We start from the raw sequence: 14,804 nt of genomic DNA on the forward strand, positions 1-14,804 counted from the left end.
GGCTCCCCAGCCGGCCTCACCCCGCGGGACAACGGGGTCGCCCGGGTCGGGCCGCGGTGACATCCTTCCCGGATGCCGCTCACTCACACGGTCGGGTCTATCACGGTGACCGCCCTGGTCGACGGGGCGGGTCCGTTCTTCCAGCCGCGCGCCGAGGCGTTCCCGGACGCCACCGCCGAGCAGTGGCGCGAGGCCGACCGGCGGGACCCGGACACCGTCACCCCGGACGGCCGCTGGTGGCTGCCGTTCCGCGCGTTCGCGCTGCGTACCGGGGACGGGCCGGTCACCCTTGTCGACGCCGGGATCGGCCCGGCCGACGCACTCGCGGCGAGCTGGGCGCCGGTGCCCGGCCGGCTGCCGGCCGAGCTGGCCGCCGCCGGCATCGACCCGGCGGACGTGCGCACCGTCGTGCTCACCCACCTGCACACCGACCACGTCGGCTGGGCGGGCCCGCTCTTCCCGAACGCGGACCACCTGGTGCAGCGCGCCGAACTGGCCGCGCTGGAGCTGTTCCACCCCGAACTGCCGGCCCGGCTCCTGGGGCCGTTGCGCGCCGCCGGCCAGCTGCGGGTCGTCGACGGCGACACGACGCTGACCCCCGGGGTACGCGTGCTGAGCACCCCCGGTCACACCCCCGGCCACCAGTCGGTGCTGGTCGAGGCCGGCGACGACCGCCTCCTGGTGACGGGCGACCTCCTGGTCCACACCCTCCAGCTGCTCGACCCCACCCTGGCCTACGCCCACGAGGAGGACGCCGCGACAGCGGCCACCTCCCGAACGAACCTCCTGGACACCCTGACCCCCCTGACCCTGGCCACCCCCCACCTGGGCACCCCCTTCACCCCACTACATCGTTGATCATGAAGTTGGCGGCGATGTCGATCGCCGTTACTGCCGCCAACTTCATGATCGACGGGGTGAGGACCCGGGTGGGTGGGTGGGAACTGGGAAGGGCGGGTCGGCGTCAGCCGGCCCGCCCTTCCGCGGTGGTTCTCGGGTCACATGTTGGCTACGTCGGCCTGCTTCGCGCGGACGGCCTCGGCGGCCTCCTTCAGGGCGGCCAGCTCGTCGGCGTCCAGGTCGGTCTCGACGACCCGCTTGACGCCCTCGGCGCCGATCTCGGCCTCGACGCCCAGGTAGACGCCGGAGATGCCGTACTGCCCGTCGACCCAGGCGCAGACCGGCATGACCTCGCCGGAGTCCTCGGCGACGGCCTTGGCCATCCTGGCGGCGGCGGCCGACGGGGCGTAGTACGCCGAACCGGTCTTCAGCAGGGCGACGACCTCGGCGCCACCGTTGCGGGTCTTGACGACCAGCTCCTCGATCTGCTCGGCCGGCATGGCCTCACGCAGCGGCTTGCCGTCCACCGTGCTCTTGGACGGGACCGGCACCATGGTGTCGCCGTGCGAGCCCAGGGTCAGGGTCTTCACGGACTTCACCGGGACGTTCAGCGCCTCGGCCACGAAGTTGGTGAAGCGGGCGGTGTCCAGCATGCCGGCCTGGCCGAGCACCCGGTTCTTCGGGAACTGGGTGGCGAGCTGGGCCAGCGCGGTCATCTCGTCGAGCGGGTTGGAGACGACGATGACGACGGCGTTCGGGGCGTACTTGGCGACGTTCTCGGCGACCTGCCGGACGATCTTGGCGTTGGTCTCCAGCAGGTCCATCCGGCTCATGCCCGGCTTGCGGGGCAGGCCGGCGGTGATGACGACGACGTCGGAGCCCTCGATGGCCTCGTAGCCCTCGCCGTTCGGCCCGGTGGTGACGCCGACGACCTTGGTCTCGAAGCCCTCGACGGCGCGCGACTGGTTGAGGTCCAGCGCGAGACCCGCCGGCTTGCCCTCCACGATGTCGGTGATCACGACGGTGTCGAAGACGTCGTACTCGGCCAGGCGCTGTGCGGTGGTGGAGCCGTAGAAGCCGGCCCCGACGACAGTGACCTTCTTACCCATGGTCGTCCCACTCCCTGATACCAGTCGGTTTTCCGGACCGTATCAGCCATCCTGGCACCGATCGGGCCAGGGGCGGACGGTTATGACGTGCCTGGGCGGTCAGTCCTGCCGCTCGGCCCGCTCCACGACGTTGGTCAGGAGCATGGCCCGGGTCATCGGGCCGACCCCGCCGGGCATCGGCACCAGCTTGCCGGCCACCCCGGCCACCTCCGGGTCGACGTCGCCGGTGTAGCGGCCCTTGCCGTCGGCCCCGATCACCCGTGTGATGCCGACGTCGACCACTGTCGCGCCCGGGTTGACCATGTCGGCGGTGAGCAGCCCCGGCACGCCGGCCGCGACGATGACGATGTCGGCCTCGCGGGTGTGCGCGGCGAGGTCCAGGGTGCCGGTGTGGCAGAGGGTCACGGTGGCGTTCTCGCTGCGCCGGGTCAGCAGCAGGCCGAGCGGCCGGCCCACCGTGTTGCCCCGGCCGACCAGCGCGACCTTCGCGCCGCGCAGCGGCACGTCGTGCCGGCGGAGCAGCTCGACGATGCCGCGCGGGGTGCAGGGCAGCGGGGCGTCGTAACCGAGGACCAGCCGGCCCAGGTTGACCGGGTGCAGGCCGTCGGCGTCCTTGTCCGGGTCGATCAGCTCCAGCGCCCGCTGGGTGTCCAGGTGGGCCGGGAGCGGCAGCTGGACGATGTAGCCGTGGCAGCCGGGGTCGGCGTTCAGCTCGGTGAGCACCGCGTCGAGCTGCTCCTGGGTCGCGTCGGCCGGCAGCTCGCGACGGATCGAGGCGATGCCCACCTCGGCGCAGTCGCGGTGCTTGCCGTTGACGTACGCCTGCGAGCCGGGATCCTCGCCCACCAGGACCGTGCCGAGCCCGGGGGTGATGCCGCGCTCCGCCAGCGCCTTGACCCTTGTCCGCAGCTCGTCCTTGATCTCCGCCGCGGTCGCCTTGCCGTCCAGGATCGTCGCCGTCACAAAATGGATCGTCTCACGCGGCGGGCCCGCCCGGCCGACGACGGCAAAGGGTGACGAACCGTGACGTGGCGATAGTCACTGAGAGTGATCGATTGTGTCTCGCGCCACAGGTCGAGACGGGCAGGCGCTGCCGGACGGGACGGCCCGGACGGCGGCGTCGGATCCGCCCGAGCACATCCTGATCGCCTCGGACGGCGCGGCCGGGCGGCGACGAAGGCCCTGGTAGGCGCGCCGGAGGGCTCTGGTGTAGCAAGCCAGTCGGGCGACGACAAGCCCCGCCGGCACGTTCCGTTATCGGTTCGCAACGCTCTCGTTGTCGAAGCGCCGATCGCGACCTACCGTTACCGCTCGTTGCGCAGCGTTACCCAGCGCCGGGCCTGACTGCGCAGCGTGAGGAGATGAGGAGAGTTCATGCGTGTTCGTAGACTCGCCGCCTGGACCGCCCTCCCGCTCGTGGTGACGCTGGGCCTGGCGGCCTGCGGCAGCGGCGGGGACGGCGGATCGAGCGGTGGCCAGGACGCGGCGGTCAGTATCCAGATTTCCGAGCCGCAGCACCTGGTCCCGACCAACACCACCGAAACGTCCGGCTCGCAGGTGCTCGCCGGCCTGTTCAGCCCGCTCGTCGACTACGACGCGCAGAACAAGCCCTACGAGGTCGCGGCCCAGTCGGTGACGTCGTCCGACAACAAGGTCTGGACGATCAAGCTCAAGGACGGGTTCACCTTCCACAACGGCGAGAAGGTCACGTCCGACGACTACATCAACGCCTGGAACTACGGCGCGTACGCGCCCAACGGCCAGGGCGCCAGCTACTTCTTCGAGAAGATCGCGGGCTACCAGGACCTGCAGGGCGAGAAGCCGAAGGCCAAGACGATGTCCGGCCTGAAGAAGGTCGACGACCTGACCTTCCAGGTGACCCTCGCCGAGCCGTACATCGACTTCAAGTCCATGCTCGGCTACACCGCCTTCTACCCGCTGCCGGAGGCCGCGTTCTCCGCGCCGGGCGTGCTCAACGACTCGTACGAGCAGGCGCCGATCGGCCAGGGCCCGTTCAAGATGAAGGGCACCTGGCAGCACGACAGCAAGCTCGACGTCGAGCGCTACGACGCCTACCCGGGCGAGAAGCCCAAGGTGAAGGACGTCGAGTTCCGGGTCTACCAGCAGCTCACCGCGGCGTACTCGGACCTGCAGTCGGACAACCTCGACGTGCTGCCGACGATCCCGACCGAGAACCTGAGCACCGCGCAGAGCGACCTGGGCGAGAACTACCAGACCAGCCCGATGTCGTCGTTCCAGTTCCTGGCCTTCCCCACCTTCGAGAAGGACTACAGCAACCCGGACGTGCGCAAGGCGATCTCCATGGCGATCGACCGTGACGAGATCACCAAGTCGATCTTCAAGGGCTCGCAGCAGTCGGCCCGCTCGTTCGTCTCGCCGGTCCTGCCGGGCTACCGGGACAACACCACCGGCGCCGCGGGTCAGTTCAACCCGACCGAGGCCAAGAAGCTCTACCAGGCCGCCGGCGGCCCGTCGAAGATCACCATCTCCTACAACGGGGACGGCGGTCACAAGGACTGGGTCGACGCGACCTGCAACCAGCTCAAGGCCAACCTGGGCGTCGACTGCGTCGGCTCGGCCGAGCCGAAGTTCGCCGACCTGCTGACCAAGGTCGAGAAGAAGCAGCCGGTGGGTCTGTTCCGGATGGGCTGGGTCATGGACTACCCGTCCATGGAGGACTACCTCGGCCCGCTGTACAGCACCAACGGCTCGTCGAACTACTACGGCTACAGCAACCCGGAGTTCGACCGCCTGGTCAAGGAGGGCTCGGCCGCGCCGACCCAGGCCGAGGCGATCAAGAAGTACCAGCAGGCCGAGGACATCCTGGCCAAGGACATGCCGGTGATTCCGCTCCGCTTCGGCGAGAACGTGTACGGGCACTCCAGCAAGGTCAAGAACGTCCAGATGGACCTGTTCCAGCGGGTCAACCTCCTCAAGATCGAGGCGGCCAGCTGACCTGACCGCGGCACGGGCCACCCGGGGCGACCCGGGTGGCCCGGACCACGTGGCGGTCCAGGCCGGGGGCACCGCCGCCAATTTCCGGTACGCCAGAGATGTCATCCTGCGCCCCTTTAGCGCTTTTCCGGAGAGACTGGCAAGCATGTTCCGCTTCATCCTGCGGCGCCTCCTGCAGATGGTCCTGGCGTTCTTCGGGACCACGCTGATCGTCTACGCGCTGATGTTCGCCGGGCAGGGCGACCCGATCCAGGCCCTCGCCGGAGAGCGGCCGGTGACGGCGGCCCAGCGGGCATACCTGACGCAGAAGTACCACCTGGACCAGACCGGCGTGGGCGGCTTCTTCTACCGCTACCTCGACTACGTCAAGAACCTGCTCCAGGGCGACCTGGGCCAGTCGCTCACCGGCCGGCAGATCGGCGACATCCTTCAGCAGGCCTGGCCGGTCACCGTACGGCTGGCGCTCATCGCGCTGGCCGTGGCCATCATCTTCGGCGTCACCGCCGGCGTGATCGCCGGCATCCGCCGGGCCAGCATCTTCGACAACTCGACGCTGGTGCTCACCCTGCTGGTGCTGGGCATCCCGACCATCGTCCTGGCACCGATCGCGCAGTACTTCCTCGGCGTCAAGTGGCAGCTCTTCCCGCCCACCGCCGGGGCCCAACCGAGTTTCTACGCGCTGCTGCTGCCCGGCATCGTGCTCGGCTCGCTGTCGCTGGCCACCGCCCTGCGGCTGACCCGCACCTCGGTGGCGGAGAACCTGCGCGCCGACTACGTCCGGACCGCCCGGTCGAAGGGCCTGGTCAAGCGGCGCATCGTCAGCGTCCACGTGCTGCGCAACTCGCTCATCCCGGTGGTCACCTTCCTCGGCGTCGAGCTGGGCAACCTGATGAGCGGCGCGATCATCACCGAGGGCGTGTTCAACATCCCCGGCGTGGGATTCAACCTCTTCCGCGGCATCCGCACCGAGGACGGCCCGCTGGTGGTGGGCATCGTGAGCGTGCTCGTCGTGGTCTACCTCGTCTCCAACCTGGTGGTGGACGTGCTCTACGCCGTACTCGACCCGAGGATCCGCTATGAGTGATTTCGAGACTGTCGCGGCGACGGAGGACCAGGCCGCGCGGCGGGGCGTCTCCGGCGAGCCCGCCACCCCCGACCGGATCGGCGCGCCCCAGCGGGCGCGCAGCCTGGCCGGCGACGCCTGGCGGGACCTGCGCCGCAACCCGATCTTCTGGGTCAGCCTGGCCCTGGTCGTGCTGGCCGCCGCGATGGCCGCCGTCCCGTCGCTGTTCACCGCCAACGACCCGCGCGACTGCCTGCTCTCCCGGCAGCACGCCGCGCCGTCCGGCGGGGCCATCTTCGGGTACGACTTCCAGGGCTGCGACGTCTACGCCCGGGCGGTCTACGGCACCCGTGCCTCGCTCCTCGTCGGTGCCCTCGCCGCGCTGGCCACCGGCGTGATCGCGCTGATCGTCGGCATGCTCGCCGGCTACTTCGGCGGCTGGGTGGACGCGGTGCTCTCCCGCGTGATCGACATCGTGCTCGGCATCCCGCTGCTGCTCGCCGCGATCGTGCTGCTCAAGCGGCTGAGCACCAGCAGCGACAACGTCCGGCTGTTCGCGGTGATCTTCGTGCTGGCGGTGCTCGGCTGGACCACCGCGGCCCGGGTGATCCGCTCCTCGGTGATCACCGCCAAGGAGCAGGACTACGTCTCCGCGGCCCGGATGCTCGGCGCCCGCAACGGCCGGATCATGTGGCGGCACATCCTCCCGAACGCGCTTGCCCCGGCGATCGTGGTGCTCACCATCGCGCTCGGCTCGTTCATCGCGGCCGAGGCGACGCTGAGCTTCCTCGGCATCGGCCTGAAGGCCCCGACCATCTCCTGGGGCCAGGACATCGACACCGGCCGCATCCACATGCGGGAGGCGGCGACCCCGCTGATCGTGCCCTCGGCCTTCCTCGCGCTGACCGTGCTCGCCTTCATCATGCTGGGCGACGCGATCCGCGACGCCTTCGACCCGAAGCTGCGGTGAGAAACCCATGACCCAGTCCGCGGTCCGGCCCACGCCGGCCTCCCCCACCCCGCCCGGTGGCCACCTGCTCGAGGTACGGGACCTGCACGTCGAGTTCCGCACCACCGAGGGCGTGGCCAGGGTGATCAACGGGGTGACCTACCACCTCGACGCGGGCGAGACCCTGGCCGTGCTCGGCGAGTCCGGCTCCGGCAAGTCGGTCACCGCCCAGGCGATCATGGGCATCCTGGACACGCCCCCGGCACACGTCCGCTCCGGCCAGATCCTCTACCAGGGCCGGGACCTGCTGACCCATTCCGAGGAGCAGCGGCGGCAGGTGCGCGGCAAGGAGATCGCGATGATCTTCCAGGACGCGCTCTCGGCGTTGAACCCGGTCTTCCCGGTCGGCTGGCAGATCGGCGAGACGCTGCGCCAGCGCGAGGGGATGTCCCGGGCCGACGCCCGCCGGCGGGCCGTCGAGCTCATGGACCTCGTGAAGATCCCCGCCGCGGCGAAGCGGCTCGGTGACTACCCGCACCAGTTCTCGGGCGGCATGCGGCAGCGGGTCATGATCGCCATGGCGCTCGCCCTGGACCCGAAGGTGCTGATCGCCGACGAGCCCACCACGGCGCTGGACGTCACCGTGCAGGCCCAGATCATGGACCTGCTGGCCGACCTGCGCCGCGACCTGAACATGGCGATGATCCTGATCACCCACGACCTCGGCGTGGTGGCCGGCGTCGCGGACCGGATCGCCGTCATGTACGCCGGCCGGATCGTCGAGCACGCCGACGTGCGCTCGCTGTACCGGGCGCCGGCCCACCCGTACACCAAGGGGTTGCTGGAGTCGATCCCGCGCCTGGACGTCCGCGGCCAGGCCCTGTCGACGATCAAGGGGCTGCCGCCGAACCTCATGCGGATCCCCTCCGGCTGCCCGTTCCACCCCCGGTGCCCGTACGTGCAGCAGGTCTGCGTGGACGTGGTGCCGCACGACCTGGTCCTCGGCGACGGCCGGACCAGCGCGTGCCACTTCGCGCAGGAGGTCCGTGATGACAGCGCCCGCTAGCTCGACCAAGGTCCGCGGCGAGACCATCCTCTCCGTCGACAACGTGGTGAAGCACTTCCCGATCAGCCGGGGCGTGCTGTTCCAGAAGCAGATCGGCGCGGTGAAGGCGGTCGACGGGGTCAGCTTCGAGCTGCGCCGCGGCGAGACGCTCGGCGTGGTCGGCGAGTCCGGCTGCGGCAAGTCGACCCTGGCCCGGCTCCTCATGCGCCTCGAGACGCCGACCAGCGGCCGGGCCACCCTGGAGGGCCGGGACCTGTTCAAGGCGTCCGGCTCGGAGCTGCGCCGGCTGCGCCGCAACATGCAGATGGTGATGCAGGACCCGTACACCTCGCTGAACCCGCGGATGACGGTCGGCGACATCATCGGCGAGCCGTTCGTGATCCACCCGGAGGCGGCGCCGAAGGGCAGCCGGCAGCGGCGCGTGCAGGAACTGCTGGACGTGGTGGGGCTCAACCCCGAGCACATCAACCGCTACCCGCACCAGTTCTCGGGCGGCCAGCGGCAGCGCATCGGCATCGCCCGGGCGCTGGCCCTGCGGCCCGAGGTGATCGTCTGCGACGAGCCGGTCTCCGCCCTGGACGTCTCCATCCAGGCCCAGGTGATCAATCTGCTGGAGCAGCTCCAGGACGAGTTCGGGCTGTCGTACATCTTCATCGCGCACGACCTGTCGGTGGTCCGGCACATCTCCGACCGGGTCGCGGTCATGTACCTCGGCAAGATCGTCGAGATCGGCACCGAGGAGGAGATCTACGAGCGGGCGACCCACCCGTACACCCAGGCGCTGCTCTCCGCCGTGCCGGTGCCGGACCCGGACGCCCGCGAGGAGCGGGCCATCATCCGGCTCACCGGCGACGTGCCCAGCCCGGCCGACCCGCCCTCGGGCTGCCGGTTCCGCACCCGCTGCTGGAAGGCGCAGGAGGTCTGCGCCACCCAGGAGCCGCACACGGTGCTCCGCGCGGCCGACCCGCACCCGTCGGCCTGCCACTTCGCCGAGGTACGCCCCGGCGCCTGACCCCCGCGCACGACGGAGGCCCCGTCCCCCGGAGGAAGGGGGGACGGGGCCTCCGCTCGGGGTGCCCGGTCAGAGCTGGGCGAGGGGGAACGCCCAGATGCCGCGGCCGTGGGTCGCGACGTAGACCGAGTTGTCGGCCGCGTTGTACTCGACGTCCATGCCGACGGTCAGCGGCAGGCCGGCGCCGAGCCGCTGCCAGGCGGTGGCGCCCGGAGCGCGGTAGAACGTGGCCAGGTCGGTGGCGAGCACGAGAGCGCCGTTGGACAGCTCCTTGATCGAGCTGGCCGGCACGTCCGGCAGGTTCGCCGAGACGTCCTTCCAGGTCGCGCCCGCGTCGGTGGTCTCGAAGACGTGGCCGAAGCCGGCGCCCGGGCCCTCCGTGAAGCGGCGGGAGAAACCGTTCACCGCGACGTAGGCGTGCGACGGGTTCGCCGGGTCGATCCCGACGCCCTGGAGGAACCGGTTGGGGAAGTCACCCGGCAGGGTGACCTGGTGCCAGCTCGCCGGGTCGGTGACCCTGCCGACCGCGAGGCCCCGGGCGAAGCCGGCGTTGTTGCACGGGCCGCACCAGCCGACGTACGCCGTGCCGCCGGAGACCGCCACCGAGGTCGCGGTGCGGCCGGCGCCCAGGTCGAACACGTTGGTCCAGCCCTTGCCGTTCTGGATCGAGTAGCCCTTGGTGTTGACCCAGACGTGCTGGCCACCGGCGACCCAGACGTTCGCGTCGTGGTCGTCGGGCGCGAACGGCGCGATGAACCGGGCCAGCTCGTCGCCGGGCGCGTTCGTGTACGGCTGGATGTCCCGCGAGGTGGAGTCCGCCTGGGTGCCCGAGCCGGTGTTGGCGTTGCAGTTCTCGGTCACCCGCATGGCCAGGTTGGTGTACTCCTGGACCTGCCGGCAGCCGTTCGCCGGGTCGGCCTGGGAGTCGCCGCCGTCACCGCCGAAGTGCGAGCCCATCACGGTGTCGCCGGGGCGCAGGATCGAGGTGCCGTTGTCCTGGAGGCCGCCGGAGACGACGGTGCCGGCCGTGGCCGGGTCCCGGCCCAGCGCCACCGAGTAGTACTGGAGAGCGTCGATGGTGCCGTCGTTGAGGCTCTGCCAGTCGGTGGCGTGCCCGTCCCGGTCGGTCTTTCCGTTGATCGGCCGCCGGTAGACGCCGCCGTCGTTGCCGACGTAGACGAAGCCGTTGCCCACGGCCACCGAGTGCTGGTCGGAGTGGGTGGTCTTGCTGCAGGTGTTCTGCGCGTCGTGGATGCTCCAGCAGGAGAAGTTGAAGTTCCAGTACGGGCCGACCGTCTTCCAGTTGGCACCGGCGTCGGTCGACTCGTAGACCTCCTCCAGGCCCGCCCAGAGGTGGTTCGGGTTGGCCGGGTCCACCGCCAGGAACTGGTTGTACCAGGCCTGGATGCCCGGGCCGTAGCCCTTGCCCATCACGGTCTGCTTGAGCGCCGAGCCGGAGTTGCCCAGCTTCGACGAGTCGGCGATCTTGTTCCAGGGGCCGGCCGGGTTGCCGGTGTTGGAGACGTAGATGCCGTCGAGGTAGCTGTTCACGTTGCCGGCCGGCTTGTTGAGCAGCTTCGGCGACTGGTTGATCGCGTAGAGCTTGCCGCCGTCGGCGGAGAAGGCGAACGTCACGTAGCCGATGTCGTCGGCCGGCATGGCGCCGGTCGGGTTGACCTTCGTCCAGCCGCCCGCCGTGTAGTCGGCGGTCTCGTAGAAGCCGTTGTAGGTGTCGCCGGAGCGCCAGGCCGAGGCGGCCACCACGTGCTTCGGGTTGCGCGGGTCCTGGGCCACGTCGTTGACGATGTTCTTGTACGCGGCGTTCGCGTCGCCCGCGTTCGCCCCGCCCGGCAGGAAGCTCGGGTTCGGCGCGAACTCCCGCTTCCAGGCGCCCGAGGCACTGCCCATCGCGTGCGAGAACAGGCCCCGGTTGGTGGCGACCCAGACCTTGCCGTCGAAGAAGCGCAGCTTGTTGATGACCGTGCTCTCCAGCTCGGTCCCGCCGACCCGGTCGGTCGGCTTGAACGCGCCGGACGCCGGGTCGGCCAGCCGGTAGACGCCGGCGCCGACGTACGAGGTGCCGCCGGTGTTGCCCTCGCCGGTCGCGTACCAGAGCGAACCGTCGCCGGCCAGCACGATGTCGCCGCTGGACAGGGTGGGCAGCGCGTCCGTGATCGGCGTCCAGCTCCCGCCGCCGATCGAGGACCGCCACACGCCGCCGTCGGCGCCGGCCGCGTACACGTGGCCGCTGTTGTCCGACGCGAGGCCGGTGATCCGGCCGGTGACCAGGCCCGCGCCCCCGGACGAGTTGGACGCGTAGTCGCGGTAGCGCGGGTCGTCGCCGTCGTACTTGACCTTCGTGACCTCGCGCCAGCTGCCCTTGGTGACCGGCAGCGCGTTGAGCTGGCTCAACGCGTTGGCGTACGCCCCCGGCGCGACGATGCCCGGGGCGTAGCGGGCCTGGGCGAACTGCTCGGCGATGGTGCGGGCCTCGAAGGCCTCCTCGCCGGCCTCCTCCGACGACTCGCCGGCGGCCAGCTCCATGAACTCTCTGGGGTGCCAGGGCATGTTGGCGCCCGGCTCGTCGGCCAGGCCCAGCTTCTCCTGCACCTCGTGGTTGGTGGCGACCACGCCACCGAGCGCGGCGGTGAGCACCAACGCGCCCGCTATTGTCGCCGGCCTGTGCCAGCGTGACTGGGACATGTGAATCCTCCCGGATTCGTGGGGATACCGGGCCTGCGGCCCGGGATGGAAGACGAGAGGCGGACGGCGCGGTGGCGCTACCCGCAGTCGGACGGTCACCGTCCGCGAGGGACCCCGGGCCGGCGGAACGCCCGGACGGACCTCGGGTCACGTCCGGCGGAGGCGGGCAGGGTCAGGCGGAGACCGGTGGGCCGCGGGTGGCCAGGGTGCCGCGTGGCGGCAACGGGAGGGCCGGCTGACGGCGGGTGACCGGGACGGCCACCCGCTCGGGCGTGCCGCCGATCCGCGGGGGCGCGGCCGGGAGGACGTCGTCCGGTCCGTCGCCGGCGGTGACGCCGGCGTGGTGGTCACCGCAGGGTCCGCCGGAGAACTCCGTCCGCAGCTCCGGCGAAGCGTGGCCGGGCGCGTCCGGCGCGGCGGCGGCCCGGTGGTCGCCGGCGTGCACCGCGGTGGCCATCGGGCCGGGCCGGTGGTGCTCCGCGCAGGCGGGCGCGCCCAGGCCGGCCAGGACGAACGCCACGGCGACGACGACGGTGCTCAACCGGTCGACTGCGCGCATGGGCAAACCTGTCCGAGGGGGCGCCCGCTCGACCGGGCGGCGCGACGGCCGCGGGGCGGGAGCGAGTCGAGCTGAGAACGGGGAGGGTCGATCACTTGCTGCGGGACAACGCTAGCAACAACTTTCACAACCCGGCAACGGTGGACAGTCGCCTTTTCGGCTGGTCAGCCGTCCACTCGTGACATCGCTCCGACGGGGGCGGGCGCCACATGAAACAGGGGCGCGGCCGGTCGGCCGCGCCCCTGTCGGGTTCGTGGAGGTCAGTGGAAGAAGTGCCGGGTGCCGGTGAGGTACATGGTCACCCCGGCCTCCTTGCAGGCGGTGATGGTCTCCTCGTCGCGGATCGAGCCGCCGGGCTGCACGATGGCCCGGACGCCGGCGTCGATGAGGATCTTCGGGCCGTCGGCGAACGGGAAGAAGGCGTCCGAGGCGCAGACCGAGCCGCGGGCCCGCTCCGCGCCGGCCCGGCTCACCGCGAGCTGCGCCGAGTCGACCCGGTTGACCTGGCCCATCCCCACGCCGACGGTGGCGCCGCCCCGGGCCAGCAGGATGGCGTTGCTCTTCACGGCCCGGACCGCCCGCCAGGCGAACGCCAGGTCGTCGAGGGTGGCCGCGTCGGCCGCCTCACCGGTGGCCAGCGTCCAGTTCGCCGGATCGTCGCCCGCGGCGTCGATCCGGTCCCGCAGCTGCACCAGCACCCCGCCGGTGACCTGCCGCCACTCGGCCGGCAGCGGGTCGAACTCCGGTGCCCGCAGCAGGCGGATGTTCTTCTTCGCCCGGAGGACCTCCAGGGCGCCCTCGTCGAAGCCGGGCGCCACCAGCACCTCGGTGAAGATCTCCGCGACCTGCCGGGCCAGCTCCACCGAGACCGGCCGGTTGACCGCGATCACCCCGCCGTACGCGGACACCGGGTCGCAGGCGTGCGCCCGGCGGTGCGCCTCGGCCACGTCCGCCCCGACCGCGATGCCGCACGGGTTGGCGTGCTTGATGATCGCCACCGCGGGCTGCTCGGGGAAGTCGTTCGCGGCCCGCCAGGCGGCGTCGGCGTCGACGTAGTTGTTGTAGGACATCTCCTTGCCGTGCAGCTGCTCGGCCTGAGCCAGGCCGGCCGGGCTGGCCGGGTCGGCGTAGAGAGCGGCCGCCTGGTGCGGGTTCTCGCCGTAGCGCAGCACCGCCTGGCGGCGCAGCGCCAGCCCGGCGAACGCGGGCCACCCGTCGGCGGCCGGCGCCAGCTCGCCGGCGAACCACTCGGCGACGGCCACGTCGTAGTCGGCGATGTCGGCGAACGCGCGGGCCGCGAGGGCCCGGCGCTGGGCCAGGGTGAAGCCGCCGTCGGCGAGCGCCTCCCGCAGCGCCGGGTAGGCCGCCGGGTCGGTCACCACGGCCACCGAGGCGTGGTTCTTGGCCGCGGCCCGGACCATCGCCGGACCGCCGATGTCGATCTGCTCGACGCACTCGTCCTGGCTCGCGCCCGAGGCGACGGTGGCCTGGAACGGGTAGAGGTTGGAGACCAGCAGGTCGATGCCGGCGATGCCGTGCTCGTCGAGCTGGGCCGCGTGCGCGTCCTTGCGCAGGTCGGCGAGGAGGCCACCGTGGATCTTGGGGTGGAGGGTCTTCACGCGGCCGTCGAGGATCTCCGGGAAACCGGTCACCTGCTCGACCGGGGTCACCGGCACGCCCGCGCCGGAGATCGTCGACGCGGTGCTGCCGGTCGAGACGATCTCCACCCCCGCCTCGTGCAGGGCGCGGGCCAGCTCGACCAGCCCGGTCTTGTCGTAGACGCTGACCAGCGCCCGCCTGATCGGGCGGCGAACGTCCTCAGTGGCACTCACGGAACGGTGACCTTTCTACCGGTGATCGTCCAACCTTCACGGACCAGCCGACCGACCTGCTCGACGAGCTGGCGCCGCTCGGCGGACTTGATGCGCTCGGTGAGCGTCTCCTCGTCGTCGTCGTCCCGCACCGGCACGGCGACCTGGGCGACGATCGGGCCGGTGTCCATCCCGGCGTCGACGAAGAACAGCGTGGCCCCGGTGACCTTCACGCCGTACGCCAGCGCGTCCCGGGGGCCGTGGATGCCGGGGAACGCCGGCAGCAGGGTGTTGTGCGTGTTGAGGTAGCGATCCCCGAACGCGGCCAGGAACTGCGGGCCGACGAGCTTGAGGAAACCGGCGCTGATGACCAGGTCCGGCCGGTGCTCGGCGACCCGGGCCGTGAGCGCCTTGTCCCAGTCCTCGCGGGTCGGGTGGTCCTTCAGCCGCTCGACGAACGTCGGCACGCCGGCCGCGGCGGCCCGGTCCAGGCCGACGATCCCGTCGCGGTCGGCGCCCACGGCCACCACCCGGGCCCCGTACGCGGGGTCGGCGGCGGCGTCCAGCAACGCCTGGAGGTTGCTGCCGGAACCGGAGACGAGGACGACGAGGCGGGCGACGGACGCGGGCTCGGTCACGAGGCAACCCTATCGGGCCGGGAGGGGTGTCCGACGCTCGGGCGGCGGCAGCGCGGGTGATCTCCCTCGTGGCGCCGG

General features: G+C 71.4%; 12 protein-coding genes. 6 read left to right on the forward strand and 6 right to left on the reverse strand.

The window, feature by feature from the left end; all coding sequences use genetic code 11:
* Positions 1-72 precede the first annotated feature (72 nt).
* On the forward strand, positions 73-858 hold the full coding sequence (locus tag GA0070214_RS13190) for an MBL fold metallo-hydrolase (RefSeq protein ID WP_091262566.1): 786 nt from the start codon (positions 73-75) through the stop codon (positions 856-858).
* A gap of 140 nt (positions 859-998) precedes the next feature.
* Here the strand turns inward: GA0070214_RS13190 and mdh are convergent, their stop codons facing one another.
* Complete coding sequence (gene mdh / locus GA0070214_RS13195; RefSeq protein ID WP_091262568.1) at positions 999-1,949, reverse strand: malate dehydrogenase; 951 nt, start codon at positions 1,947-1,949, stop codon at positions 999-1,001.
* 99 nt (positions 1,950-2,048) lie between these two features.
* Positions 2,049-2,912: a bifunctional methylenetetrahydrofolate dehydrogenase/methenyltetrahydrofolate cyclohydrolase gene (locus GA0070214_RS13200; RefSeq protein WP_091262570.1), complete on the reverse strand. Its 864-nt coding sequence runs from the start codon at positions 2,910-2,912 to the stop codon at positions 2,049-2,051.
* A gap of 411 nt (positions 2,913-3,323) precedes the next feature.
* On the opposite strand from GA0070214_RS13200, the gene GA0070214_RS13205 reads away from it, so the two are divergent.
* The 5 genes from GA0070214_RS13205 to GA0070214_RS13225 all read left to right on the forward strand — a co-directional run bounded on the left by GA0070214_RS13205 (position 3,324) and on the right by GA0070214_RS13225 (position 9,015).
* Positions 3,324-4,925 carry a peptide ABC transporter substrate-binding protein gene (locus GA0070214_RS13205; RefSeq protein WP_091262572.1) on the forward strand — a complete coding sequence of 534 codons (1,602 nt, stop codon included), beginning with the start codon at positions 3,324-3,326 and terminating at the stop codon, positions 4,923-4,925.
* A gap of 145 nt (positions 4,926-5,070) precedes the next feature.
* Positions 5,071-6,009: an ABC transporter permease gene (locus GA0070214_RS13210; RefSeq protein WP_091262574.1), complete on the forward strand. Its 939-nt coding sequence runs from the start codon at positions 5,071-5,073 to the stop codon at positions 6,007-6,009.
* The gene (locus GA0070214_RS13215) at positions 6,002-6,958 is read left to right on the forward strand and encodes an ABC transporter permease (protein ID WP_091262576.1); all 957 of its coding nucleotides are present in this window, start codon (positions 6,002-6,004) and stop codon (positions 6,956-6,958) included. The genes GA0070214_RS13210 and GA0070214_RS13215 overlap by 8 nt, the downstream gene beginning before the upstream one ends.
* Before the next feature lie 7 nt (positions 6,959-6,965).
* Positions 6,966-8,003: an ABC transporter ATP-binding protein gene (locus GA0070214_RS13220; protein ID WP_091262578.1), complete on the forward strand. Its 1,038-nt coding sequence runs from the start codon at positions 6,966-6,968 to the stop codon at positions 8,001-8,003.
* The gene (locus GA0070214_RS13225) at positions 7,987-9,015 is read left to right on the forward strand and encodes an ABC transporter ATP-binding protein (protein WP_091262580.1); all 1,029 of its coding nucleotides are present in this window, start codon (positions 7,987-7,989) and stop codon (positions 9,013-9,015) included. Before GA0070214_RS13220 ends, GA0070214_RS13225 begins: the two co-directional genes overlap by 17 nt.
* A 69-nt stretch (positions 9,016-9,084) precedes the next feature.
* Here the strand turns inward: GA0070214_RS13225 and GA0070214_RS13230 are convergent, their stop codons facing one another.
* From GA0070214_RS13230 to purN, 4 genes are all read right to left on the reverse strand, one after another.
* Positions 9,085-11,718: a sialidase family protein gene (locus GA0070214_RS13230; RefSeq protein ID WP_139141854.1), complete on the reverse strand. Its 2,634-nt coding sequence runs from the start codon at positions 11,716-11,718 to the stop codon at positions 9,085-9,087.
* A 172-nt stretch (positions 11,719-11,890) separates the two neighbouring features.
* Entirely contained in the window at positions 11,891-12,277 is a 387-nt protein-coding gene (locus GA0070214_RS13235) for a hypothetical protein (protein ID WP_091262584.1), read from the reverse strand.
* Between the two features lie 260 nt (positions 12,278-12,537).
* On the reverse strand, positions 12,538-14,109 hold the full coding sequence (gene purH / locus GA0070214_RS13240) for a bifunctional phosphoribosylaminoimidazolecarboxamide formyltransferase/IMP cyclohydrolase (RefSeq protein WP_091262586.1): 1,572 nt from the start codon (positions 14,107-14,109) through the stop codon (positions 12,538-12,540).
* On the reverse strand, positions 14,106-14,726 hold the full coding sequence (gene purN, locus GA0070214_RS13245) for a phosphoribosylglycinamide formyltransferase (protein WP_091262588.1): 621 nt from the start codon (positions 14,724-14,726) through the stop codon (positions 14,106-14,108). The genes purH and purN overlap by 4 nt, the downstream gene beginning before the upstream one ends.
* Positions 14,727-14,804: the final 78 nt, after the last annotated feature.

The sequence above is a fragment of the Micromonospora chaiyaphumensis genome (assembly GCF_900091435.1).
Lineage (GTDB): Bacteria > Actinomycetota > Actinomycetes > Mycobacteriales > Micromonosporaceae > Micromonospora > Micromonospora chaiyaphumensis.

Excerpts from the sequence above, each read along its gene's own strand:
- GA0070214_RS13190 (WP_091262566.1), top strand. The coding sequence starts at position 73 with ATGCCGCTCACTCACACGGTCGGGTCTATCACGGTGACCGCCCTGGTC.
- mdh (WP_091262568.1), bottom strand. The coding sequence starts at position 1,949 with ATGGGTAAGAAGGTCACTGTCGTCGGGGCCGGCTTCTACGGCTCCACC.
- GA0070214_RS13205 (WP_091262572.1), top strand. The coding sequence starts at position 3,324 with ATGCGTGTTCGTAGACTCGCCGCCTGGACCGCCCTCCCGCTCGTGGTG.
- GA0070214_RS13210 (WP_091262574.1), top strand. The coding sequence starts at position 5,071 with ATGTTCCGCTTCATCCTGCGGCGCCTCCTGCAGATGGTCCTGGCGTTC.
- GA0070214_RS13215 (WP_091262576.1), top strand. The coding sequence starts at position 6,002 with ATGAGTGATTTCGAGACTGTCGCGGCGACGGAGGACCAGGCCGCGCGG.
- GA0070214_RS13220 (WP_091262578.1), top strand. The coding sequence starts at position 6,966 with ATGACCCAGTCCGCGGTCCGGCCCACGCCGGCCTCCCCCACCCCGCCC.
- GA0070214_RS13225 (WP_091262580.1), top strand. The coding sequence starts at position 7,987 with ATGACAGCGCCCGCTAGCTCGACCAAGGTCCGCGGCGAGACCATCCTC.
- GA0070214_RS13230 (WP_139141854.1), bottom strand. The coding sequence starts at position 11,718 with ATGTCCCAGTCACGCTGGCACAGGCCGGCGACAATAGCGGGCGCGTTG.
- GA0070214_RS13235 (WP_091262584.1), bottom strand. The coding sequence starts at position 12,277 with ATGCGCGCAGTCGACCGGTTGAGCACCGTCGTCGTCGCCGTGGCGTTC.